The sequence below is a fragment of the Mesorhizobium sp. WSM4904 genome (assembly GCF_029674545.1).
GTDB lineage: Bacteria > Pseudomonadota > Alphaproteobacteria > Rhizobiales > Rhizobiaceae > Mesorhizobium.
In genome coordinates this window covers 3,028,767-3,050,357 of the sequence record NZ_CP121354.1, presented here as the reverse complement: position 1 = coordinate 3,050,357, position 21,591 = coordinate 3,028,767, and the positions used below count along the sequence as shown (strand labels likewise).

The 21,591-nt window shown below is 61.0% G+C and carries 21 protein-coding genes and 6 pseudogenes; 13 read left to right on the top strand and 14 right to left on the bottom strand.

Annotated features, from left to right (window positions below; translation table 11 throughout):
- Nucleotides 1-10: 10 nt before the first annotated feature.
- The 4 genes and pseudogenes from QAZ47_RS14655 to QAZ47_RS14640 form a co-directional block, all read right to left on the bottom strand.
- Nucleotides 11-298, bottom strand: coding sequence for a hypothetical protein (locus QAZ47_RS14655; RefSeq protein ID WP_278207463.1), 288 nt, complete (start codon nt 296-298; stop codon nt 11-13).
- A gap of 162 nt (nt 299-460) precedes the next feature.
- Nucleotides 461-1,248 (bottom strand): annotated as a pseudogene (locus tag QAZ47_RS14650) (ATP-dependent DNA ligase).
- Between the two features lie 8 nt (nt 1,249-1,256).
- Nucleotides 1,257-1,436: pseudogene (locus tag QAZ47_RS14645) on the bottom strand (flavoprotein); the annotation flags it as partial.
- A gap of 1 nt (nt 1,437) precedes the next feature.
- Nucleotides 1,438-1,561: pseudogene (locus QAZ47_RS14640) on the bottom strand (arsenate reductase); the annotation flags it as partial.
- Between the two features lie 2 nt (nt 1,562-1,563).
- Between QAZ47_RS14640 and QAZ47_RS14635 the strand changes: the two are divergent.
- Nucleotides 1,564-3,771: pseudogene (locus QAZ47_RS14635) on the top strand (efflux RND transporter permease subunit); the annotation flags it as partial.
- 158 nt (nt 3,772-3,929) lie between these two features.
- Complete coding sequence (locus tag QAZ47_RS14630; protein WP_278207461.1) at nt 3,930-5,369, top strand: FAD-binding oxidoreductase; 1,440 nt, start codon at nt 3,930-3,932, stop codon at nt 5,367-5,369.
- Between the two features lie 1,409 nt (nt 5,370-6,778).
- Here the strand turns inward: QAZ47_RS14630 and QAZ47_RS14625 are convergent.
- The gene (locus tag QAZ47_RS14625) at nt 6,779-7,024 is read right to left on the bottom strand and encodes a hypothetical protein (protein WP_278207460.1); all 246 of its coding nucleotides are present in this window, start codon (nt 7,022-7,024) and stop codon (nt 6,779-6,781) included.
- A 172-nt stretch (nt 7,025-7,196) separates the two neighbouring features.
- Here QAZ47_RS14625 and QAZ47_RS14620 point away from each other — a divergent pair, with 172 nt between their 5' ends.
- From QAZ47_RS14620 to QAZ47_RS14595, 5 genes are all read left to right on the top strand, one after another.
- On the top strand, nt 7,197-7,949 hold the full coding sequence (locus QAZ47_RS14620) for a hypothetical protein (protein WP_278207459.1): 753 nt from the start codon (nt 7,197-7,199) through the stop codon (nt 7,947-7,949).
- 44 nt (nt 7,950-7,993) lie between these two features.
- Nucleotides 7,994-8,323 carry a hypothetical protein gene (locus QAZ47_RS14615; protein WP_278207458.1) on the top strand — a complete coding sequence of 110 codons (330 nt, stop codon included), beginning with the start codon at nt 7,994-7,996 and terminating at the stop codon, nt 8,321-8,323.
- 10 nt (nt 8,324-8,333) lie between these two features.
- Entirely contained in the window at nt 8,334-9,026 is a 693-nt protein-coding gene (locus QAZ47_RS14610; protein WP_278207457.1) for an SOS response-associated peptidase, read from the top strand.
- 235 nt (nt 9,027-9,261) lie between these two features.
- A complete protein-coding gene (locus QAZ47_RS14600; RefSeq protein WP_278207455.1) occupies nt 9,262-9,444 on the top strand; it encodes a hypothetical protein in 183 nt (60 codons plus the stop codon).
- Nucleotides 9,445-9,645: 201 nt separating this feature from the next.
- A complete protein-coding gene (locus QAZ47_RS14595) occupies nt 9,646-10,197 on the top strand; it encodes a group 1 truncated hemoglobin (protein WP_278207454.1) in 552 nt (183 codons plus the stop codon).
- Nucleotides 10,198-10,289: 92 nt separating this feature from the next.
- On the opposite strand, the gene QAZ47_RS14590 is transcribed toward QAZ47_RS14595, so the two are convergent.
- Nucleotides 10,290-11,168 (bottom strand): ATP-dependent DNA ligase, encoded by an 879-nt coding sequence (locus QAZ47_RS14590; protein ID WP_278207452.1) that lies wholly within the window; start codon nt 11,166-11,168, stop codon nt 10,290-10,292.
- A gap of 132 nt (nt 11,169-11,300) precedes the next feature.
- On the opposite strand from QAZ47_RS14590, the gene QAZ47_RS14585 reads away from it, so the two are divergent.
- Both QAZ47_RS14585 and QAZ47_RS14580 read left to right on the top strand, forming a co-directional pair.
- Complete coding sequence (locus QAZ47_RS14585) at nt 11,301-11,486, top strand: DUF3606 domain-containing protein (protein ID WP_278074746.1); 186 nt, start codon at nt 11,301-11,303, stop codon at nt 11,484-11,486.
- A 285-nt stretch (nt 11,487-11,771) separates the two neighbouring features.
- Nucleotides 11,772-12,023, top strand: a complete 252-nt coding sequence (locus QAZ47_RS14580) for a hypothetical protein (RefSeq protein ID WP_278074747.1) — start codon at nt 11,772-11,774, stop codon at nt 12,021-12,023.
- A 533-nt stretch (nt 12,024-12,556) separates the two neighbouring features.
- Here QAZ47_RS14580 and QAZ47_RS14575 read toward each other — a convergent pair.
- Entirely contained in the window at nt 12,557-13,381 is an 825-nt protein-coding gene (locus QAZ47_RS14575; RefSeq protein WP_278207451.1) for a plasmid partitioning protein RepB C-terminal domain-containing protein, read from the bottom strand.
- Entirely contained in the window at nt 13,378-14,940 is a 1,563-nt protein-coding gene (locus tag QAZ47_RS14570) for a recombinase family protein (protein ID WP_278207450.1), read from the bottom strand. The genes QAZ47_RS14575 and QAZ47_RS14570 overlap by 4 nt, the downstream gene beginning before the upstream one ends.
- Before the next feature lie 59 nt (nt 14,941-14,999).
- Here QAZ47_RS14570 and QAZ47_RS14565 point away from each other — a divergent pair.
- Both QAZ47_RS14565 and QAZ47_RS14560 read left to right on the top strand, forming a co-directional pair.
- Nucleotides 15,000-15,191 (top strand): annotated as a pseudogene (locus tag QAZ47_RS14565) (type II toxin-antitoxin system HicB family antitoxin); the annotation flags it as partial.
- 251 nt (nt 15,192-15,442) lie between these two features.
- Entirely contained in the window at nt 15,443-15,760 is a 318-nt protein-coding gene (locus QAZ47_RS14560; RefSeq protein WP_278074750.1) for a YMGG-like glycine zipper-containing protein, read from the top strand.
- Nucleotides 15,761-16,127: 367 nt separating this feature from the next.
- Here QAZ47_RS14560 and QAZ47_RS14555 read toward each other — a convergent pair whose 3' ends face one another.
- Nucleotides 16,128-16,331: a KTSC domain-containing protein gene (locus QAZ47_RS14555; RefSeq protein ID WP_278207448.1), complete on the bottom strand. Its 204-nt coding sequence runs from the start codon at nt 16,329-16,331 to the stop codon at nt 16,128-16,130.
- On the opposite strand from QAZ47_RS14555, the gene QAZ47_RS14550 reads away from it, so the two are divergent.
- Together QAZ47_RS14550 and QAZ47_RS14545 are read left to right on the top strand one after the other, a co-directional pair.
- Nucleotides 16,252-16,611 (top strand): hypothetical protein, encoded by a 360-nt coding sequence (locus QAZ47_RS14550; protein WP_278208018.1) that lies wholly within the window; start codon nt 16,252-16,254, stop codon nt 16,609-16,611. The genes QAZ47_RS14555 and QAZ47_RS14550 overlap by 80 nt on opposite strands.
- A gap of 122 nt (nt 16,612-16,733) precedes the next feature.
- Nucleotides 16,734-17,007: pseudogene (locus tag QAZ47_RS14545) on the top strand (MucR family transcriptional regulator); the annotation flags it as partial.
- Here QAZ47_RS14545 and QAZ47_RS14540 read toward each other — a convergent pair.
- From QAZ47_RS14540 to trbL, 5 genes are read right to left on the bottom strand one after another with little or no spacing between them, the layout of a single operon-like run.
- Nucleotides 16,987-17,262, bottom strand: coding sequence for a DUF2274 domain-containing protein (locus QAZ47_RS14540; RefSeq protein ID WP_278074752.1), 276 nt, complete (start codon nt 17,260-17,262; stop codon nt 16,987-16,989). The pseudogene QAZ47_RS14545 and the gene QAZ47_RS14540 sit on opposite strands and share 21 nt — an antisense overlap.
- A gap of 12 nt (nt 17,263-17,274) precedes the next feature.
- A complete protein-coding gene (locus QAZ47_RS14535) occupies nt 17,275-18,489 on the bottom strand; it encodes a TrbI/VirB10 family protein (protein WP_278074753.1) in 1,215 nt (404 codons plus the stop codon).
- 12 nt (nt 18,490-18,501) lie between these two features.
- On the bottom strand, nt 18,502-19,530 hold the full coding sequence (gene trbG, locus QAZ47_RS14530; protein ID WP_278207446.1) for a P-type conjugative transfer protein TrbG: 1,029 nt from the start codon (nt 19,528-19,530) through the stop codon (nt 18,502-18,504).
- Nucleotides 19,520-20,251, bottom strand: a complete 732-nt coding sequence (trbF, locus tag QAZ47_RS14525) for a conjugal transfer protein TrbF (RefSeq protein WP_278207445.1) — start codon at nt 20,249-20,251, stop codon at nt 19,520-19,522. The genes trbG and trbF overlap by 11 nt, the downstream gene beginning before the upstream one ends.
- Nucleotides 20,252-21,574, bottom strand: coding sequence for a P-type conjugative transfer protein TrbL (gene trbL / locus QAZ47_RS14520; RefSeq protein WP_278207443.1), 1,323 nt, complete (start codon nt 21,572-21,574; stop codon nt 20,252-20,254). It abuts the gene before it with no gap.
- Nucleotides 21,575-21,591: the final 17 nt, after the last annotated feature.

Genomic DNA, 21,591 nt, shown 5'->3' with positions numbered 1-21,591 from the left:
CTTTCTGAATCTAGCAGCCTTCGGTTGTCGTTTTCATCTGGCCCGGCGCAGCGGCTTTGGTGTCGGTATCTTGTTGCCCGGGCGCTGCCTGTTTCGCGCTGCCGGTCTGTTGTCCAGGGGCGCAATCCTTGGCCGAGTTGGGATTGGTCGACTTGGTCGTTGTCGTGTCCGTGTTCTGGTCGCTCGGCATTGTAGTGCTTGTTGTGGAAGAACCACTGGAAGTGGTGCTATTCGTTTGCCCGAAGGCAAGACCGGTAGACAGGGCCATCATGGCTGCTGCGAATAAAAGCCGGGTCATCATCATCTCCTAATGGGCGGTCCCTTCCAATTCATAACCCGAGTGTCCGCATCCGGTTCCTATATCGATGCAATCGACCCTCGCCGTCGCTCCCCACTTCCTCTCCGATTTCATCCGCGCTTTGTCATCGCTTTTCGCCAGGGCGCCTGACGTGGATCTCTCCTAGATTCCATCTTCCCGAAAATCATGCAGCGAGGCGTGGCGCAAGTCCTCCTCGCCGCGCAGATGCTTCACGCGGCCGATCAGCCCCGGTTTGACCCATTGCGTCGCCGGCCGCCCATCCCCTTCGGCGCCGGCCCGGCATGCTCTTGAACGCACTGCCAGAGCCGCTCGCGCACCGCTCTTCCGGCATTGATGAAAGCCGAGCCGACATAACGCCCGGTGCCGCGCTCGGCCATCAGCGCGAAGGCCGGCTTGCCTGGCTCGCGCTCGACGCCGATAAGGTCATGTTCGTCGACAGTGTAGCACTTCGCCTTCAGCCAGTTTGTCGACGGTCCTGAGCGATACTTGCTCTGTCGAGACGACACCTTCAAGGCCTGCCTTGTCCATCAGGTAGAAGACCGCCGCGCCTGTGCCTCGAAGCGCTGTTCGCTGAACTGGATCCGCTCGCCTGCAGGGATCGATGCCTGCAGCACTTCTCGCCGGTCTTCTAGAGCCATGTCCCGGAGATCATGGCCGTTGAGATGGAGGAGGTCGAAGGCCACGAAATAGAGGTCGTCCTGACGCTGGGTGATCGCTTTGCGCAACACGCCGAAGTCCGAAACGCCTGCTTCATTCAGGACGATGATTTCGGCATCGATGATCGCGCTTTGACCGTTGAGCCCTCTGGCTGTCTCGACTAGGGCGCGATACCTGGCTGTCCAGTCGAGCCCGCGTCGGGTGAAGATGCGAACGTCAGCGTCATCTATCACGATCTGAGAGCGGTAGCCGTCGAACTTCACTTCATGCAGCCATCCCTCACCTTGGTGCGACCCGCATACAGATCGCGGTCCTTTCCGAGCACATCCGGTATGCCGTAGGCAATCTGGCTTGCGAATTCCGTTTCGCCTTCGGCCGGGATGCCGCCGGCGCCCCCGAGTGGGTTCGGCGTTTGCCATGTGCCCGACGCATCGATAACCGCACGCGCCCTGTCTCGCCTTAGCGAGATCGAGTTCCGCGTAGGGCGTGCCCTTCTCGCGCAGCAACTGGGGCGGCGGTGAAGCCCATCGCCTTGATCAGTTCTACGAGCTTCTCGCGCGACGGCGGGTTCTTCAGATATTCGATCGACCGAGTTCGTCGCCGAGTCGATCCAGGAGGTCTACAAGACGATCCTCGAGGCGATGTTGCTGGTCATCATCGTCATCATCGTCTTCCTGCAATCGGGGCGCATGGCGATCGTGCCGATCGTGGCGATCCCCGTGTCGCTGATCGGCGCGCTGGCGGTGCTTTACGCCGCCGGCTTCTCACTCAACATGCTGACGCTGTTCGGCCTCGTTCTGGCGATCGGCATCGTCGTCGACGATGCGATCGTCGTGGTCGAGAACGTCGAGCGCAATATCGCCAGTGGGCTGGCGCCCAATCCGGCGTCGCACCTGACCATGGACGAAGTCGGAACGGCGGTCATCGCGATCTCGCTGGTGTTGATAGCCGTGTTCGTACCGACAGCCTTCATCCCCGGCATTTCTGGGCAGTTCTACCTGCAGTTTGCGATCACCATCGCTGTGTCAACGGCGATCTCGGCATTCAATTCGCTGACGCTTTCGCCGGCGCTGGCCGCACTGCTGTTCAAGCCGCACCACGCTGCGGCGGCGCCGCCGCGCTTTTTCCTGGCGCGGTTCGGACGGGCGCTCGCCGACGGCTTCAATCGCGGCTTCGACAGGGTCGCGCATTGGTATTCGAGCATCATCCACGCGCTGGTCGGCTCGCGGATAGCGATCGGCGCCATGCTGGCCGTTTTCGCGGCCCTCATCTACGCCACCGTCTACATGGTGCAGACGGTGCCGCGCGGTTTCATTCCGTCGCTCGACCAGGGATATGCGATCGTCGTCGTCCAGTTGCCGGACGGCGCCTCGCTGTCGAGAACCGATGCGGTCATCCAGCAGGCGTCGCAGATCATCCAGAAAACGCCTGGCGTCGACTACGCAGTCGCCTTCGCCGGCTTCTCCGGCGCGACCTTCACCAACGCCAGCAACGCGGGTGTGATCTTTGCCAGGTTCAAGCCGTTTGACGAGCGGCTGAAGGCCGGCCAGTCGGCGACCAAGGTCATCGGCAATCTGTTCGGCAGCCTGCAAAGCATCAAGGAAGCCTTCATTATCGCACTGCCACCGCCGCCAGTCCGCGGCGTCGGCAATGCGGGAGGCTTCAAGCTGCAGATCCAGGAGCGCAACAGCGCCGACATGCGGCAGATCTTGGCGCTTGCCTACGAAATCGCCGGCAAAGCCAACAAGACGCCGGGGCTGACGGGCGTGTTCACCACGTTCTCCGCCTCGAGCCCGCAATTCTTCCTGGCGATCGATCGCGACAAGGCGCGCATCCTGAACGTGCCGATCCCCAACATCTTCGAGACGCTGTCGATCAATTTGGGCACCGCCTATGTCAACGACTTCAACGCTTTCGGGCGCGTCTACCAGGTGCGGGCGCAGGCCGATCAGGCGTTCCGCCTCGATCGCGCCGACATCTTGAAACTGAAGGTGCGCTCGGCGACCGGCGCGCTGGTTCCGCTCGGCACGTTGATCGAGATCCGCGATGTCACCGGTCCGGCGCTGGTCCAGCGCTACAACATGTACGTCTCGGTGCCGTTGCAGGGCAACGCCGCGCCCGGCGTTTCCACGGGCGACGCGCTGGCATTGATGGAGGGGATCACGGCAAAGACGCTGCCGGCCGGTACCTCCTATGAATGGACCGAGCTCGCCTATCAGGAGCGCAACACCGGCAATGCCGCTGTCTATATCTTCGGACTGTCGGTGCTGTTCGTGTTCCTGGCGCTGGCGGCGCAATATGAAAGCTGGGTGCTGCCGTTCGCCATTGTGCTGGTGGTGCCGCTCGGCGTGCTCGCGGCGTTGCTGGGCGTGACTTTCCGAGGGCTGGACAACAACATCCTCGTGCAGATCGGCCTCATCGTAGTGATCGGGCTTGCCGCCAAGAACGCGATCCTGATCGTCGAATTCGCACGGCAAGCGCAGGAACGCGGCCTGTCGGCCGCCGAGGCTGCCGTCGAAGCCTGCCGCCTCAGGCTGCGGCCGATCCTGATGACCGCCTTCTCGTTCATCCTCGGCGTCGTGCCGCTGATGATCGCAACAGGCCCGGGCGCAGAAATGCGCCAGTCGCTCGGCACAGCGGTGTTCTCCGGCATGCTCGGCGTCACCTTCGTCGGCCTGTTCCTGACGCCGGTGTTCTACGTCATGCTCAGGTCGCTGTTTTCACGGCGCAAGCCCCATGCCGAGGCCAGGCCTTCGGGGCCGGCAGAGGAGCCATCGGAGACGGCTGCCGAGTAGCGCAACCGCGACCTCCGGAGTCCTCGCTTGCGATGTCTGCTTTCAGGACGCGGCAGCTGATCTCTACGGACGAGATGGGGTCGCAACTTGCCTGATGTCTAATATAAGCGCACACTAAATTCAGGAGAGAGGCTCACCAACAAGATCGGGAGGAAATCATGAATGCCATGAGCTTTGCCACCCTTGAAGGCGGCACGACGACCGTCGAGGCCGCAACGCTTGAAGCCTTTTCGGCACAAATACGTGGCACGGTGCTGCGGGAAGGCGACGCCGCCTACGACGACATACGCAGCATCTGGAATAGCATGATCGACCGGCGGCCTGCGCTGATCGTTTGCTGCGTCGGCGCCTCGGACGTCATTGCCGCCGTGAACTTCGCACGGGAAAACAAGCTCCTCGTCTCCGTGCGCGGCGGTGGCCACAACATCGCCGGCAGCGCCGTCTGCGATAGCGGCCTGATGATCGACCTGTCGCCGATGAAGTCGGTGCGGGTCGATGTCGGGGCACGGCGGGCCTGGGTCGGACCCGGCGCCACGCTCGTCGATGTCGACAGGGAAACACAGGCCTTCGGATTGGCCCTGCCGACCGGCATCAACTCGACCACGGGTATTGCCGGCCTGACGCTGGGTGGCGGCTTCGGCTGGATCACCCGCAAATTCGGGCTGACGATCGACAATCTGGTTTCCGCCGACGTGGTCACCGCCGACGGCAAGTTGCTGCGCGCTAGCCAGAGCGAGAACCCCGACCTGTTCTGGGCGCTGCGCGGCGGCGGCGGCAATTTCGGCGTCGTCACGGCATTCGAGTTCCAACTCCATCAGTTCGGGCCGCAAGTGCTGTCGGGGCTTGTCGTCCATCCTTTCGCCGATGCGCGGAAGGTGCTGCGGGAGTATCGCGAGGCGCTGGAAGCGGCCCCCGACGAACTGACTTGCTGGGTGGTCATGCGGCAGGCGCCGCCGCTTCCCTTCCTGTCGGCCGAATGGCACGGCAAGGATGTGCTGGTGCTGGCTATGTGCTATTGCGGCGATACCCTGGCCGGCGAAAAGGCGACGCAGGGGCTTCGCGCCATCGGCACGCCGATCGCCGACGTCGTCGGTTCCAATCCGTTCACCGGCTGGCAGCAAGCCTTCGACCCGCTGCTTGCGCCGGGCGCCCGCAACTACTGGAAAAGCCACGACTTCACCGAGCTCTCCGACAGCGCGATCGAGGTCACCACGGCGGCGATTGCCAGGCTTCCGGGTCCGGAATGCGAAATATTCTTCGGCCATGTCGGTGGGGCGGCGGGCCGGGTCACGGCGGACGCCACCGCGTTTCCGCAGCGCAGCTCGCATTTCGTCATGAACGTCCATGCCCGCTGGCGCGAACCGGCAATGGACCAGGCGTGCATCGACTGGGCTCGCAGTATCTACGAGCAAGCACGACCCTACGCCGCTGGCACGGCTTATGTGAACTTCATGCCAGAGGACGAGGTCGACAGGGTCGAAGCGGCCTATGGCGGCAACTATCGGCGGCTGCTGGACATCAAGCAGCGCTATGACCCGCAAAACCTGTTCCGCATGAACCAGAACCTGCGTCCGATGGTGGGCCTGCGGGCGGCCTAGACATCAAGCTCCAGGGGACGGCGCGCTTAGTCGCATCGTCCCTGACGGTTTGACATGGCTTGATCTCGCATCAGCAGGATTCAGAAACACAGGCGGTAGCTTTCGCTGCGACAACCGGATCGTACGTCCTCACCTGGTACCGGCACGACCTCTGCACCCGCTAGCCTGCTACGGCAGCTTCAGGGAACGGCAACGCTGATCTGTACGGCCGAGATCGGGGCGCGAAGCTGCTGATCATGAAATGGGGCCCGCGTTCCGATCTACAGAACGATCTATCCCGAGGCGGCCGGAGAAGGTTGCTCTGTCAGTGAGAGCGAGCTCTTGAAGCCCAGACAGGCGCGGTCTGCAGCAAATAGCTCGGGATTGCCACTCGGCTCCAACGAGCGAAGTGCTGTCCAAATTTGGCGACATTCTCTAAGGCTGGGGAGTGGGCTGTTCCACTCCCCAGCTTTATATTTCAGCAATTTCAGCGGGACAAAGGCTCCGAGGTTGACGGCATTTTGCGTTTATTTCGCTTAGGAAAACTGGGCGGCCAAGTGGCTACATCTCTAACGCCTTGGGCCCGCCATCAGCCTAGTTTGGACTGTTGTATATGGTGCCCGAACCAGTATCGACGCCGCCACCTCCATCAGTCCCGTTGTAAATATTGCCGCCCCCCAATGTCTGGAGTGGGGGCAGCGTAACCGGGCTCGTAGGGGTGCGACCGTCATTTACAGCATCGCCTTGGACGACGCCGGACACGCCGCCAGGTGGCGCCGAATTACGCAGCGCAGCGGTCGACACTGGCGAAGTCGATGGGCCTTGGCCGCAAGCCTGGGACCAAGCTGGCGAAGAGCAGGAGTAAAAGCGTTCTCCACGATAGCACAGAGCCGCAGCGGTCCTACAAGCTCCGATGGGCGCGGGGGTAAGTGTATCATTTTAATACAATCCTCAATTTGTAGACTCCTGCGATGCATCGGCAGCTAGTGTCTCGGTCCGGGCCTATGGAGGGAAGGCCGCGGACCGGGAGGAAAGCGATGTCTGTCCAAGAAGACTATCGAACGAACAGAGCCGACTATGTGATCGCCGCGACGAAAGGCCAAGCGGCCGTCGATTTCGATCGCAATCATATACTGGAAAGAAAAAAGAAGTCTCTGTGGCTAAGGGACCCGCGAACCGCCAGACTGGCTGCAAATCCGTGTGAAAGCTTGCCAGGACCAAGATCCAGACCACGCGGGAATTAGAGACCGGTGTTCCGCAGCGGCGCGTGCGGCTACTCTTGGATCCGCCTTATAGATGCGTGCCGTTCATTGCGGCAGGAGCGTATATTTATCATCAGCCGGTGCCGTGTTTGTTTCCGAGCCCCCGCCTGTTAGACCCGGCTCGTGCTGGCCTACCCGCCAGTGCGCCGGGCCGCTCCCGCAGTTCACCTATTCATCTCGCCAGACCACCCGCTTCTCCCATCTGATCTCCACCAGGCGCCGGAGGCGGATCGTGTGCGACTGCTCTCCTGTCGGGTGGAATAGCTGCGCGCTCATCCACTCCCGGCTGCCGCACTGCTGGCAGCGCACCTTGTCCCGCACCTCATCGATCGTAACGTTGCCGATCACCTCCCGCAGCTCGAGCGGCTTGTAGTAGCGCGTGATGTTGCAGCGGGCGCAGCGGATGCCCGCCACTTGCCCGGCATCATGGGCATGCGTCAGGGTCCAGGCGACGCCTCTCGGCCACTTTTCGGGTTGTTCCGGCATTCCTTGAAGTGAGGAACATATTCCTGTGTCGTCAAGAGGTCTCTTGACTCCCGCGTTCTCTTTTTGTTCACTGATGGCAGGATAGCCACAGGAGGCGGAAATGCCACTTCGATTGGTGATCGAGAACGCAACGTTTGAAGAACTTGCCCGCGGGGTAGCCGCTGCGGGGGCGGTTTTTGAGGACTCTGGAATTTCCTACGAGGACGCGGCGAGCGGCATGTTCGCGGTTGAACTGTGGGATATGAAGGGTTTTCCTGAAGATGCGGAACCCACTGAGGATCAGGATGCGACGGCCAGTGTTTGGTTGAAGGCCGAGCGGGCCGCGTGCGAAGCATGTTGTGCTGGTTGGCCCGCGGATAAGGTCGTCCGAGCCCATGGAGTTTTGGGAATCGGCGCGGTCGAGCCGAGGGTGAAGATGGCCAATCTGGCGACTTGGCCGGACAGGCAGCGGCGCTACCGGGAGATCATTCAGCGCCTCGAAACAGCCACCGGTCCTGACCGGCAGCTCGACATCGACATCTGCTATGTCATGGGTTGGGTCAATGAGCCGGGGACGCCCGAAGAGGCCGCTGCTTTGGGCCTTCCGTATCTCACGAGCAACCTGGCTGAGGTTGCGGCCATCACCGAGAAATCCCTTCAGGGCTGGAAGATCGAGGTCGACCAGGATCCTTGTGATGCCCGCATTATCCAACTGGACCGCTACGAAGATGACGACGATGACTTGAGCGTCGCCGCGTGGCGTTGTGCTGATGGCTATCTGCACATGGAGAAGCCGCCAGCCAATACCGCGATTGCCCTCACGCTGGCGGCCATGCGTCTTCAAGCTGATAGTTTTCTGCCTCCGGCATGGTGAGGCGAAGCCGTGGCATCCCGGCGCCTTCGATCATCGATCGTGACATGCCGCACCAAGTTGCCCTGCCCGACGACATCTGCACCGATCGCAACTTCTCGCTGATCAGGCGTTTCCTTCAGGAGCGAGGGCTGACATGCAGGACAAGAGCGGTGATCGCGGTTTGGGAGGGCGGCAAGCAGGAACAATGGCGGCTGCATTGCTTCGCCGATCGCGAGGCCGCCAGGGCTTTCCTTGACCACTTCGGTGGCATCGTATTCGATCCGAAGCGTGACAGGGAAAACGGGCGTGCACGCGGCGTGTGGCGCCGCCAGGGCGCCTATGAGCGAATTCTGGAGATCGGGCCGCTCAGCGTGCCGGAAATCCTGCGGAACTGAGGTAGAGGGAATGTGCGGACGCTACACCCGTTATCTGCCGTGGTCGGAGATCCACCGCCTCTACCGGCTGACGGCTCCCGCCGACGTCGGGCGCAACGACGCACCGCGCTACAACATCGCGCCGACCGACGAGGTGCCGTTCATCACGGCGGCCGACGACGGCAACCACAAGGTACGCACCGGGCGATGGTGGCTGGTACCCTTCTGGGCCAAAGAGATGCCGAAGGCGGCGATGTTCAATGCCCGCATCGAGAGCGTCGACACGAAGCCGGCCTTTCGGGACGCCTTCAAGTCGAAGCGTTGCCTTGTCCCGGCCGACGGCTATTACGAATGGACGATCTCGCCCGCCGACGGCAAGAAAGACCCCTGGCTCATTTTCCAGCCGGGCCACGCGCCTTTCTCGTTCGCCGGCCTGTGGGCCTACAATTCGAACCTTGACGTGACGAGCTGCACGATCATCATCGAGCCATCCGCGGCACCGGTCGATCAGATCCACGATCGCCAGCCGCTCATTCTCGATCCCGCCTATTACGATGCCTGGCTCGACCCCAAGACGCCGGCAGGCGATCTGAGGGACATTCTGAACCACGACATCGACGGGCAATTGCAGTTCTATCGTGTCGGTCGAGAGGTGAATGCTGCGGCCATCGACAAGAAACCGAATGACCATGCCGGGCTCATCGAACCGATCAAGCTGCTATGAGCGATGAACCGACGCGACCCGGCGAACCGATCCAGCCGCGCGAGCATGGCCCTCTCGGGCATGCCTGCGAGCACGCCGGATGCGGCAAGGATGCCGGCTGGGGTTTTGCCCGACCGCGCCAGCCGTCGCACTGGTTTTGCTTTGAACACCGCGGCGAGGGAGAGAAATTCCTATGATAAGCCCTCCTAGGCGCGCCAGTGCCTACCCGGACCGCGAGATTGACTGTCAGGAAGCAATGGAGCCGGGGTTCCAAGCCATTGTTGATTGCATGTTGGATGCGGGCTGGCAGCGCGGCGAAGTTATTCGCGCCCTGCGGCGCCTGATCGCCGCCGACAACATGACCCAGAAGGAAAACGCCAAGGTTGAGGCAGAGCTTGCCATTGCTCGGGCGATGATCCGCGCCGGTAAGCAGTTTTGATGAGGTAGCGGCCTTCGGCCTTTTATTTCAGAATTCGCCGTAGCCCCGTTTTTCTTACGTTAGCGAATGCTCATATTGACGAAGCCGTTGGCTGCACCAGACTCTCCTGGGTGGATAAAGAGCATCACATGTCCGAAGCGACTTCATTGAAGGCGCCAGACAGGCTGCGGCTTGCTGTGGCGTAGCTGCAGGAGATCAGAAATGAAAACAGCTGTTTCGACCCCCTTCACAAGACGAGGCGTTGTCGCTGTGTTGGCGGCGGCCGCCGCGTCTATGGCTGTATTGCCGGCTCACGATGCACTCGCGCAGACAAAGCCAACGAAGCCTGAGAAAAGTCTATATGAGCGGCTGGGTGGCGTGTTCGCCATAGCTGCTGTGGTGGACCACTTCAGTGACGCCGTGGTGAAGAATCCCATTGTCGGCCAGAAGGCCAAGAACCCCCAGCTGCGGGAATGGCATACCAAGAACCTTGAACGGCTGCCCGGCCTCAAGTTCATGCGCACGCTTTGGGTCTGCGACGTTTCGGGCGGTCCTTTTAAGTTTGTGGCCACCAGGCCGGGCTCGACACCACTCGGCCTTGAGGAAGCCCACCGCCGCTTGAAAATCTCGCCCGCGGAGTTCGATGAGGTCGCAGCGGAGCTCGGACGAACCCTGGACCACTTCAAGATTCCCAAGCCCGAGAAAGACGAGGTTCTGGCAGCCTTCGCCGCGCACAAAGACGAGGTTACCGCCGGCTACCGCGAAAAGGGCTGAAGCCGCTCGCGCAAGGCTGCGCGCCTTGGCCGCCATGTTCCCATCCCTGTCGTCGTTCTGATCAACAGGAACATTTGGCGGCCAGCAGCTGCCTAGCTTTCTTCCCGAAAATCCTTGAGTGAGGCGTGGCGAAGTTTCTCCTCACCCTTCAGAAACTTGACCCGGCCGACTAGACCGGGCCTCAGCCATTCAGCTCTTTCTTTCGTCAGGCCCTTTGGTGGCGGTGCCCCGGTCTTACCCTGCACGCGCTCCCATAATGCCTGCCGCTTGTCGGCTTTGAAAGTGACGAAGGCACCGCCCATGTAGCGGCCGTTGTCAGCCATCAACACCATCGCCGGCTTCCCGGTCTCTCGCTTGACCCCGATGATCTCCATCTCCTTCTCGACGTAGCATTTGATCTTGCGCCAATTCATCGTCGAACCGCTGCGATAGACGCTGTCCAGCCGCTTCGAAACGATGCCCTCCAGCCCGGCTTCGCACGCGAGGTGATAGACGGCATCGCCGGTGCCTGGCAGCGCCTCGCTGAATTGGATATGGCCGCCAGAGGGAATGAGCGCCTGCAGAATCTCCCGGCGGTCTTTCAGCCCCATGTCGCGCAGGTCGTGGCCGTTAAGGTGAAGGAGATCGAACGCGACGAGATAGAGATCCTGCGGGCGTCTGGTGATCGCCGCGCGCAGCGCATGGAAGTCGGACAGCCCAGCTTCGTTGGTCACGATCGTCTCGCATTCGATGATGAAGCTTTGTGCCTCGATCGAACTCGCCTCCGTGGCAAGCGGGAGATATTTGGCCGTCCAGTCAATCCCGGTCTTGGTGTAGAGGCGGATGCCGTCAGCATCCTTGATGAGCTGGGTGCGGTAGCCGTCGAATTTGACCTCGTGGCTCCATCCCTCGCCCTTGGGCGGCTGCTCGACCAGATCGGGCTCCATCGGACGAATGAAGGATAACCGGACGCCGCCGGCGGGCTTACGCATCGAAACCCCACGCGATACTCGAATTTGATTCAAATATCGCACAGCCGCAGGCGTTCCGTTAGCGATTGCTGAAAAAGCAGATTGGAACGTTCGTGCCCGGTGATGGGTTTCCCTGCCAGGAGGAACAGCGCCATGACGGACGACAAGAGCAAACGTGATTTCCGCGACCGCGACCGCGTGTCGGCAGATGAGGACTACGAGGTGAGGTATTTCGCCAAGCAGCACCGGATCACGCCCGAGCAAGTTCGGGAACTGATCGGCGAGCACGGCAACGACCGCAAGACGCTCGAGCGCGAGGCTAGGAAGTTGCGCGGGTGACGAAGCTTTCGGACCTTGGGCCACCCATCCTCGGGCGACGACACGGGGGCGACCCTCCCCGCGAGCAGGAGCATTTCTACGATTGCAGGAAATGCGGCCAGCCGGTCGACCGGCGCGATCTCCGCCAGGTCATTTGGCATGAGCGGCCGGACCATGAGCCGCTTGAACTGGATGGTTGATCTCAGATTCTTTCGGGCACGCGGAACCAATTTCGCACATCGAAGTTAGAAAGCGCCGCTTTGAGGGACTCTCGCGATGTTGCTAGCTCGGGACGATGCGATCTCCATGGCTGTTTTGGCCGGCAGAGGCGCCGACGCGGAAATCTTCGGAGTGATCGACCTCGCCAGCAAAATTGAAACCCGGATCTGCGCTATCAGCCTAGGGCGCGCCATCCAATTTGTCGCCAATGCGTCGGTGCTTGGTTACGACGTTCGCGGTGCGATGGTCCTGTATGGGGAACCAGGAACGCCAAGCTTGAGGATCTGGGACTGCGAACACCTTTGGGCGCAATACGGCGGCGCTTTGCTCGAGCCATAGGGCATGGCCATAGCTGTCGCAACGAAAATACGCGGTCCGGAGGTCGGGGCCAGTCGTTCGATCAAATAGTGCGCGATTTTCGCAACAGGCATGCCCATCGGATTGGCGTATAGTGAAGGCGATCAACCAAGATCAGTTCCCAGAGACTCTATAAATAGTCAAAGTAACAGATGAAGACGTGCCGAGATACTGCAAACTTTTTGCCATAGTTGTGGGCACGGCGCTAACTAGTCTTCCCGTTCTGCCCGCCGATGGTCTCGGCGGCATGTCCGCTCAGACATGTCCTCCACCCCGAGCGACAACCTACTCGACGCTGGCCGCAGCCCTGCTCAACAGGCCGGGAAAACATTTCCCAGTCCCGCTCAGTCTGCCCCGCGCGAACGTGTATTCCCCATAACTCAACGACCGGGATGGGGCGTAATCGGTCGCTCTGCTTGGAGACACGAGGACGAAAATCGGACATTCCGCCGGCCCACCTCGCCGAAGCGGCAATCCATCTAAAGCTGATATTGATAGCAAATGGATGATTCCACTTATTCCAGGACGGGTACGGACAAGCTGTGAAACTCTTCAAAATGGCCGGGAAAATTATGGGCCAAATAACGCACAACCTTGGAACTATCCATCAACCGGTCAAAATAGCGGCTGGCCGCGACCAGCTCCAGGCTCGCTGGCCCGCGTCGTTCCACGGCGCTTAGATACGCCAAGCAAAGCTTGGCCAACTCGGGCTCCATCTCTGCCATTTGATCTTCGGAAAGGCCGGCAATCTCCTTTCGCGGATCGGCATCCTTGGCCAGAAGGGACCGTGGCGTAAGAGCGACGAGCATTTTCACGTAGTTGAACCTGACCCGCTTCATGGCAATCATCAGCCGGGCAATCTCCACTTGCCTGACCGGAACGACCAGCCCGAGCAAGGCGAAAAGCTTTGCCGGTCCAGTGCAGTCCCGCAGCAGATTCCGGACTTCCGGGCAAACCTCGCCGGCGGGGAGCAGGGGGGCGCTCGGTACAGAGGCGGGCTGAAGCGAGCGTTGTGCGGGCGGCAAGCCTTGAACCCTCTGTGCCAATGATTTTGGCATCGTCGCAAGGCCCTCGGATGCAAGCAGGGCGCGGAACTGCCAGTCGCCCGTAATCAAAAGAACCGCCGCGGCGATACATTCCAGGCGTTTTTCCAGTTCTTCTGATTCTTCTATGAAGGCACGCTTTCGTTTGCATTCCGCGACATAGGTCTTGAGGAGCCTGGGGCCGAAACGACGCATCCTTGGCGCTTGCTGGTCGAGGGCAAAACGCCTCGCGTTTCTGCGGTCACTGTGCAGGAGCGCCTCGTAGGCGGCTTCCCGGCTCAGGCGCTTAACGTTCATAGTGCGCCCTCGACGGATACCCGCTCCGCCAACGCAACAAGCGGCTCGAGCGTGGGAAAGAGATATGAATCCAGCCGCGCCCCGTTGTCAGCATGCAATTCCCGTTTGCCAGCGATCTCACATGCGGGAGCAATCAGGTAGTCTCGAATGGTGAGGTCGCCGGGATTCATCCGGATCAGGACAAAAATGTCCGGCGTTGGCTGATGATCAGCCCTCGAGAACCAGCGCGGATAGCCAAGGCCGGAAACCCTGCAGCGTCCTACCGCGATCGCCACAGTGATCTCATGGTTGATCCGCAACAGGTCCGTCTCCGTATCATAGGTCGCAAACGCGCCACACTTTTCAAACGCCGCCATCAGATCCTGGATCGCCCCCTGCCTCATCGTTTCCAGGCGCCGGTTCACATGGATGAAGCGGCAACTCTTGGGTGGCTGGTATCCGATCAGTTCATAGGCTTTGACGATGCTTCCGAAACGCGAGTGATAGCGCGTGGACGGCGGGCAATCGGGTGCGGCGTCGACAATCGAGGCGGACAAGGCGCCGCGACGGGCCAGGAGCGCCTTGAGGGCGGCCAACATCTCCTCGTTTGTCATGTGGCGATAGATGGTCTTGAGGATAGCCTGCGCTTGGCTGAACACCTTGCGGTCCACGATCGGCTCCAAGACGTTTTCCGCCCGCACCCACTGTTCCGGGGGATTGCTGACATGACAGCCTTTGAGCCTGGTCGAGCTCCTGTTCCAAACGCTGTTGCCGATGTAGTTTTCGTTGGTCAGCAGCGAGTGCATAGACTCCCGTGTCCATGGGCGCCCGCGGTCGGTCAGCACGCTGCGTTTGTTGAGCAGTCTTGCGATCTGAAGCTCTGTCTTTCGTGTTTTGACAAAGTGATCGAAGATCCATCGCACGGTTGCGATCTCGCCGGGCGGGCCGGGCACCAGAACGATTCGATCCGTCTGCAGGCTCTTGTATTCGTGGGATGAAAGAATGCCTTTTGGGTGCCCCTGTTGGTCGATAAGTAAGCGTCGTAGGCCGAGCCCAGCCTTTGCGCCTTGGCGAAATCCCATCCGGATCAGCCTTACCTGACCCAGGAACACTTTCTGCGACAGCATGCGGCTATGCTCGGCCGCCATGCTGCGCTTGATAGCCTTGAGCACATCGGATCCGATGCTTCCGTCGTTTGCAAACTGCTCGGCGCAAAATTCGATCCGCACCCCGGCCATCTGGCACCGGTACTCATAAGCGGCGCTCTCATCGATATTCTGGAAGCGTCCCCAGCGGCTGACATCATATACAACGACCGTCTCGAAATCGGCTGTCCCGCTCTCGACATCGGCCAGCAACTGCTGAAGGCCCGGACGCCCTCCCAGCTTTAGACCACTGCGACCGACGTCCTCATAGGTGGCGACGATGTCGTAGCCCATGATATCGGCATAGTCGCGGATGGCATCCTTCTGGTTGTCGATCGAGTAAGTCTGGTGCTCGGTCGACATGCGCAGATACTGGGCTGCGCGCACCATGCGCCTGCCCGAGGGAGCACTGCGAACCGATGCAACCTTGTCCATCGCTTTCCGTCGTCTTATCGATGTCTCAAACTAGCGCCAAGCGCACAGAGGAAAAGGGTATGCGGCACTACGTCGGGCTAGTTCATAGAGACGGCGACAGCGACTTTGGAGTGTCTTTTCCCGACTTTCCGGGCGTCGTCACTGCCGGTGCAAGCCTGGGCGAGGTGCGTGAGCTCGCTGCGCAGGCGCTGGCGTTCCATGTCGAGGGCCTTGTTGAGGATGGGGAAACAATTCCCGAGCCTTCATCGCTCAGCACGGTGACGGCTGGAGAACAGTGTTCAGGGGTCCCGATCTTGGTCCCGCTAAGAGTGAAGCAGGCCGGGCAATCGTTCCTCGGGTAAGCGCCGTCTTTCCGTTTTGGCGACCATGCTCTTCAACAGCCGGGAAACCATGACTCACTTCGTGAGCGGGCTTTGCCGCCGTTCCGCCGCAATGCGAGACCACTGCGGCCGGGTACGCCCCTGTTTCTTTTGGTCTTTGGGGCTTCAAAGGAGTTCTGGAGATGATGATCAAGAAGGTTTTCGTGGCGGTGCTGATGACCGCAGCCCTTGCCGGATGCGAGACACAAACCGAGGGTCAGCAGAGGGCCACCACGGGCGCGCTGATCGGCGGCGCCGGCGGCGCGCTGGTCGGCCAGGCCATCGGCGGCAACACCAAGAGTACGGTGATCGGCGCTGCGAGCGGCGCGCTGCTCGGCGCCGTCGTCGGCAGCGCGACCACTCCGAAGCGCCGCGGCGAGCAGCTCTGCCGCTACCAGGACCGCTACGGCCGGATTTACACCGCGCCCTGCGACGACCGCTACTATAACGGCGATTACTGATCGCCAGCCTTTTGACGGGAGGGGAGACTGGTGGTCTGGGACGCCCTTCTCCCCTCTAAATGTCATTCTTTTGTGCGCTACTCGATGTAGAAAGCGTTGGCGGCGGTGCTTGTGGCGGTCGAATTGACGACGAGCCCTGGCGCCCTGAAAACCCGATACATGCGACCGAAGCCGCGCAGCCTGAAATCTACGCACCGTCTTCGAGGATGACGAAGCTTTCTAAGCTCGGCCCTCGTCCAGAGGTGACGGTGCACCGCCAGCCGGCCGCTGACGAAGATTCGAACTTCTGTGGTATGAGACGTGCGGCCAAGTGGTTGAAAGACATGTGGCACGAGCAGGACGAACACGAGCCGCTTCAACTGGACAGCTAGTCAGGAACTTGGCGATAGCGGAAGTGATTGCGAATATGGTCGTTGAAATAGCGACCTTTGACAAACGCCGACCGTAACGCCGCGTAGGTCTCCGGCGGCACCTCCTCGAAATCGTAACGCTTGCCGCTGGCCACGAACCAGACGGACAAGATCCTGCTTGTCGGATCGTATTTGGTTTTCTCTATCGAGGTGGATGGCATGGTGGACCCATCGTTGCAGATCGCTAACGATCGGCCGCGCCTTTTGTTTCGAGACCACTTTAATGCGCCCATGAAGACGGTAGCGACTTTCGATTCGGCGGCGGGCACCTTCACGCTCGAGAAAGACATATGGCGAGGAACATTTCCGATCGCTGACTTGCCGAAGTGGCTGAACTTCTATCGCCAGCAGATGCAGCGGTACCCAGCGCATGCGGCCAACTACGCGCCCGACATGGAAGCGCTTGAAGCGCTAGCCGCCGAGTTGCATGCGCGGCAATAGGCGAAGAAGAAAGTAGCCATCTGCAGCACCGGGTCCCTTCAGTCGCTCTCCGAGTTTGCAAATGCGGCGATGATTGCCTCAAGCGCTACGTTCAACGCACTGGAAAACGTGCGGCCCTTCGGAAATACAAGTCCCTTAAGCGCCATCTGGCAACCCGGCGCGGAATGACGCCCGATAAACACCGGGCGAAATGGGTTGGCGAAGGATTATCCCATGGTCGCCCCAGACGATTGGGCTGTCCGCTCAGCGCTGGCAAAATCGTTGGGAAGGAAGGCCGCTCCGGTCAAAAAGCCCACCGCGAAACTTGGCGGCCGATCAAAGAGGCTGAAGGCGGCGCCCAGGTTCAAGAGCCTGTCCTTCTCGGAACATCCCGCGCTACGCATTGTCTGCTGTTGAAGCTGATTGCCGTCGCGGTTTCTCAAACGCGACACCAGGCACACCTTCCTTTCGGGCCTTGGCAAAAGCTCGGTCGCTTTGGAGGAACTCCGACAGCATGAATGGGATGAGTTCAGCCACCGTTTCCGACTGGCCGTAGGTCTGGCGGTAAAGCGCCGCGTAGTCGTTGAGAGCTTGGCTCAAGGCCGCGCTAACGGTGATGGTGATCTTCGAAGGTGTCCTGTCGGGAAGCTTTCCTAGCTTTAGGCTGGCCATGATTATTCCTCTTCAACCCGTGTATGGCCTGAGCAAGACGTCTCTGTACAAAATCACCCGCAGCGGCCAACCAGGGCGGACCGTGATGGTGGGCTGAATGTTGAGGTTCTTGTCCGTGATGCGCTGGCCAGCTTGACTGACGTTCTGCTGAGTGGATTGCCGGATCGCCTTGACCAGATCGCTTTCGTTCCTCCCGAAACTCAACTCAGTGCCGACGCCCAGCAACGTAGCTACCGCCACTCCCTTGATCAGCTGCCAGGTGTGCAAATCCACCTTGTCCTCCAGCCCCGCATAGCCGGCAGTGTCTGTCGCGGGTAGATTGTCGATTTTGATCGACGAGCCGTCCGGCATCACAATGCGTTGCCAGACCAGCAGTGCCCGTTTTTGCCCAAAAGCGACCACGCTGTCATAGGTACCGATCAGCCGTGACCCTTGTGGAATGAGCAAGGTGCTGCCGGTGACCGTGTCGTGCACATTCTCGGTGACCTGTGCGACGACAAGGCCGGGCAAATCGGAGTTGATACCCGTAATGAGGCTCGCGGCGATTACGCTACCGGCCATGAGCTGATATCGCGAAACAGGTGTCTGCAGCGCGTGTGGATTGTAGATCCCGCCCGCGTCCTTTTGGTCGATAAAATCGAGTTTGCGCTGTTGGTTGTTTTGGTCGCCCTCGGCTGGTGCAACCGAAGGCGATCCGCGTGTCGCATCGGACTGTGGAAGCGGCTCAAACGACTGCTGGGCACCTCGCCCCTTACCAGCGAGATCTGTCTGGGTAGGTCGATTGTCGATGCGGAAGAGGACTTGCGATTCACGCGCCGAAATCGCCTGCTGGGCAAGGCGCTGCTCCTCGGCGGAGTTATCCTGTCCCGGCGCGATGCCGAGCTGTCGCTGGCGCTCGAGGATGGGACGGCCGAGGTCGCCCGGCAGTGGTGGCCCAAGGACCGGAGCCTTCGGCGTAACCCCAGAATAGTCCTTGGGAAGCGCGTCGATTCCTTCGGCGGTTGGCTTGCGCTCGGTGTTATAGCGGTCTTCCATCTGGCCGTTGATGCGCCAAGCTGGCCCTCGAAGTGCCACCATGGCGACGCCGAATATGGCGCTGGATCCAACAGCGGCGATAGCAATAATCACGCCGCCCCTGAAGCGTACGGCGCGTCTCGGAGAAGCGCGCAGCTGCAGTTGCTCAGGATCCAGCTTCGGCGAAGTATTAGAGCGGTGAGTATCGGTCATGAGCCCTCCCCCTCACCTGCCAAGACGCGGAAAGTGTGACATACGGGGCGATGGTTGTCGGCCGTCTGCCCGCGTGATGCGCACCACCTGCTGCTGCTTAGTGCCTAACCGAAGCTCTGCCGCGGCGAACAGGCGATCGACGATATAGAAGTTGCCGCGCATCCGGTAGTTGACGAGCTGGTTGTTCCCGTCAGCACCGACGATAAAGAGCGGCGGTGCCTCACCCTGATCGATGCGGCGCGGGAATTCGATATAGACTTTGCTGCCATCGTCGAAAGCGCGCGTCGGTCTCCAGGGCGGTGTATCGCCGGTAATCGCGTAGCGGAAGTGAATGTTCTCGAGCGCCACATTCGACGCGACCGGCATGGTCTCCTCGGCTTGAGCGTTGCGTTGGCGAACCGCGACGATCTGATCCTCGCTGTAGGTCCAGGAGATCGCCGCCATTGCGATCTTCTCGGTGCTTTGGAGCTGCAGGTGGTAGGTGCGCCGGTCCGTCGTGATGACAAGGTTGGTAATAAGCCCCGGCGCAAAGGGTTTTACCAACACATGGGTGCGCTGATTGTCACCGGTGCCGCTGACGGTGTCGCCAATGACCCAGCGCACAGTGTCGCCGGCCGACACGGCCGTCAGTTTCTCCCCCGGCTGTAGAGCGATATCGGTGACGCGCTCCGGCGCGGCATAGAGCTGATAGAGCGCGCCATCGGTGAAGGGATAGACCTGCACCGCATTGACATAGCCGTATTTGGTCGGTTGCTGTGTCGCCGCCTTGTTGGCGTCGGCGACGCGTTCTTCAGGGGAGCGTTTGTCCTCGGCGACCTTGCCCGGATCGGGTTGCAACTGGCCGGGTAACGGCAAGGGTTTTGGCACCTCGACGATCCTGACCGGCTTCTCCGGCGGCTTCTCGACTGCGGCCGGCTTGAAGTCCGCATCGTCATAGGAAATCTGAGGCGGCGGCACCGGTTTCGAAGCACAGGCGGAGACAAGGGCTGCTGACGCGGACAGGACCAGCGCGGTACGGAGCGATGAGGCTTTATTTGTCATTGGCGGGCTCCTTCGGGGAAACGGATGCAGGTGCTGCGCTGTCGAGCTCGCGCGACCAGTCGATGGCGTTGACGAAGACGCCGAGCGGATTGTTGCGCAGCTGGTCTGTATTGCTTGGCGGGCGGATCACGATGGTGAGGATCGCGGTCCAGCGCGTCGTGCTGGCCAGGCTGCCGCGCTCAAAGACCTGCTCGGTCCATTTGACCTGGAACGAACTGTCGGAAGCCCTGACCACGCTGGTCACCTGAACCGACACGCTGCGTGTGCCGATCTGGCCGAAGGGGTCGTTCGCCTTGGCGTATTCGTTGAGAAAGAGCGCTGCGCGATCGGTGGCGAAATCGTAAGCCGCCAGCCAATTCTGCCGCACCAGCACCGGATCGGTGGAGATCGAACGGACATTCTGGATGAAGCGGCCGAGATGCCAGGCGATCTGGGCATCGGTGGGTTCGTAGTCTCGGATTGCCGGCGCGACGGCGCGGGCCTCGCCGAACCGGTCGACCTCGACAACATAAGGCACGACACGGCTTTGCATCGACTGCCACAAAAGTCCGCCGGAGAGTCCTGTCGCCAAGGCCAGACAGCCAAGAGCCATCAGCCGCCAGTTGCGCGCCTGTACTCGAGACGAGCCGATGCGCTCGTCCCAGAGCTGGCCGGCCTTCTGATACGGCGTGACCGGCTCGGGTGTCTTGCCGTAACGTTGAACGGGTCGCTTGAACAGCATCTAGTCGTCCTTGTCGTTGAGAGAGGGGTTGGCGCTGCCTCCAGGCCTGTCGCCGTCACGGACGGCCTGCATGGCGGCGTGGCGATGGGCGCGAGCTGTCTGCTCGGACCGCAGGCGCCTTGCCCAGGTCGGCGCGACATTGGGGCCAGCACCGGCAGGGCTTCCGCTCATTGATGCAGTCGGTGCACCGCCCGTGGCAGTCCACGCGGCTTCGCGACCGGCATCCGCGCTGCGTCCGAACGCTCCTGTGGCAGATCGAGCTGTGCGCATCGCGGCGCCGGTGACGGCTCCTGCCAACCCCTGCATTCCAGCAGCCACACCTGACAGGCCGGAGTCAGGCGAGGTTACCCGTCCCAACTGCCACGCCGTGGAAGCGGCCGATCCCATGGTTGTGCCGGCACGGACTGCAGCGAGACCGCCGCCGGTTGCCATGCGCGCCCCGGCAAACGCCGCGCCTCCGGCAACGAGCGCTGATCCCGCGGCTGCCGCCGTGGTCCCGAGCGCGGCGCCTGTGCCAAGCTGCGGAGCGCCGGAGACAAGACCCGAAGCGATGCCGGGACCAAAAATACCGAGCCCGAGCAATGCCAGTGCTCCCAGCACCTGTGACATGGCCGCGGCCAAGTCCGGTTCCTTGCCTTGCAGCGCGGATGCGAATTCGCCAAACAGCGTGGAGCCGATGCCGACAATGACGGCAAGGACCATTACCTTGATGCCCGAGGAAATCACGTTGCCGAGCACGCGCTCGGCCAGAAATGCTGACCGGTTCCAGAGCGCGAAGGGGACCAGAGTGAAACCCGCCAGCGTGGTGAGCTTGAACTCGAGGATGGTGATGAAGAGCTGGATCGACAGAATGAAGAACGCGATGATGACCAGGAACCAAGCCACGAGCAGTACGAAGATGGTGAGCGCGTTGCCAAAGATTTCCGGGAAGCCGAGAAGCTGGCTCGCCTGATCGAGCAGCGGCCAGGCGCCTTCAAAGCCGGTTGCGGCAATACGGCCTGGATGCAGGAGATTGTCGGCCGAGAGATTGCCGGAGGACGCGTCGATGCCTAGGTCGGTAAAGGACCGATAGATGATATCGGCGAGATTCTTGAAGTTGTTCAGGATGAAGGCGAAGACGCCGACATAGAGCACCTTGCGGATGAGCCGGCCGAAAATGTTGGGCTCGCCTGCAAGCGCCCAGGCCAGACCGGCAAGCGTGATGTCGATGCCGATCAGGGTGGTAGTGAGGAAGGCCACATCGCCGGAGAGCAGACCGAACCCGCTGTCGATATAGCGGGTAAAAGTCGCCATGAAGAGATCGATGACGCCGAGGTCATTCATGTCGCCGCCTTCCTCGT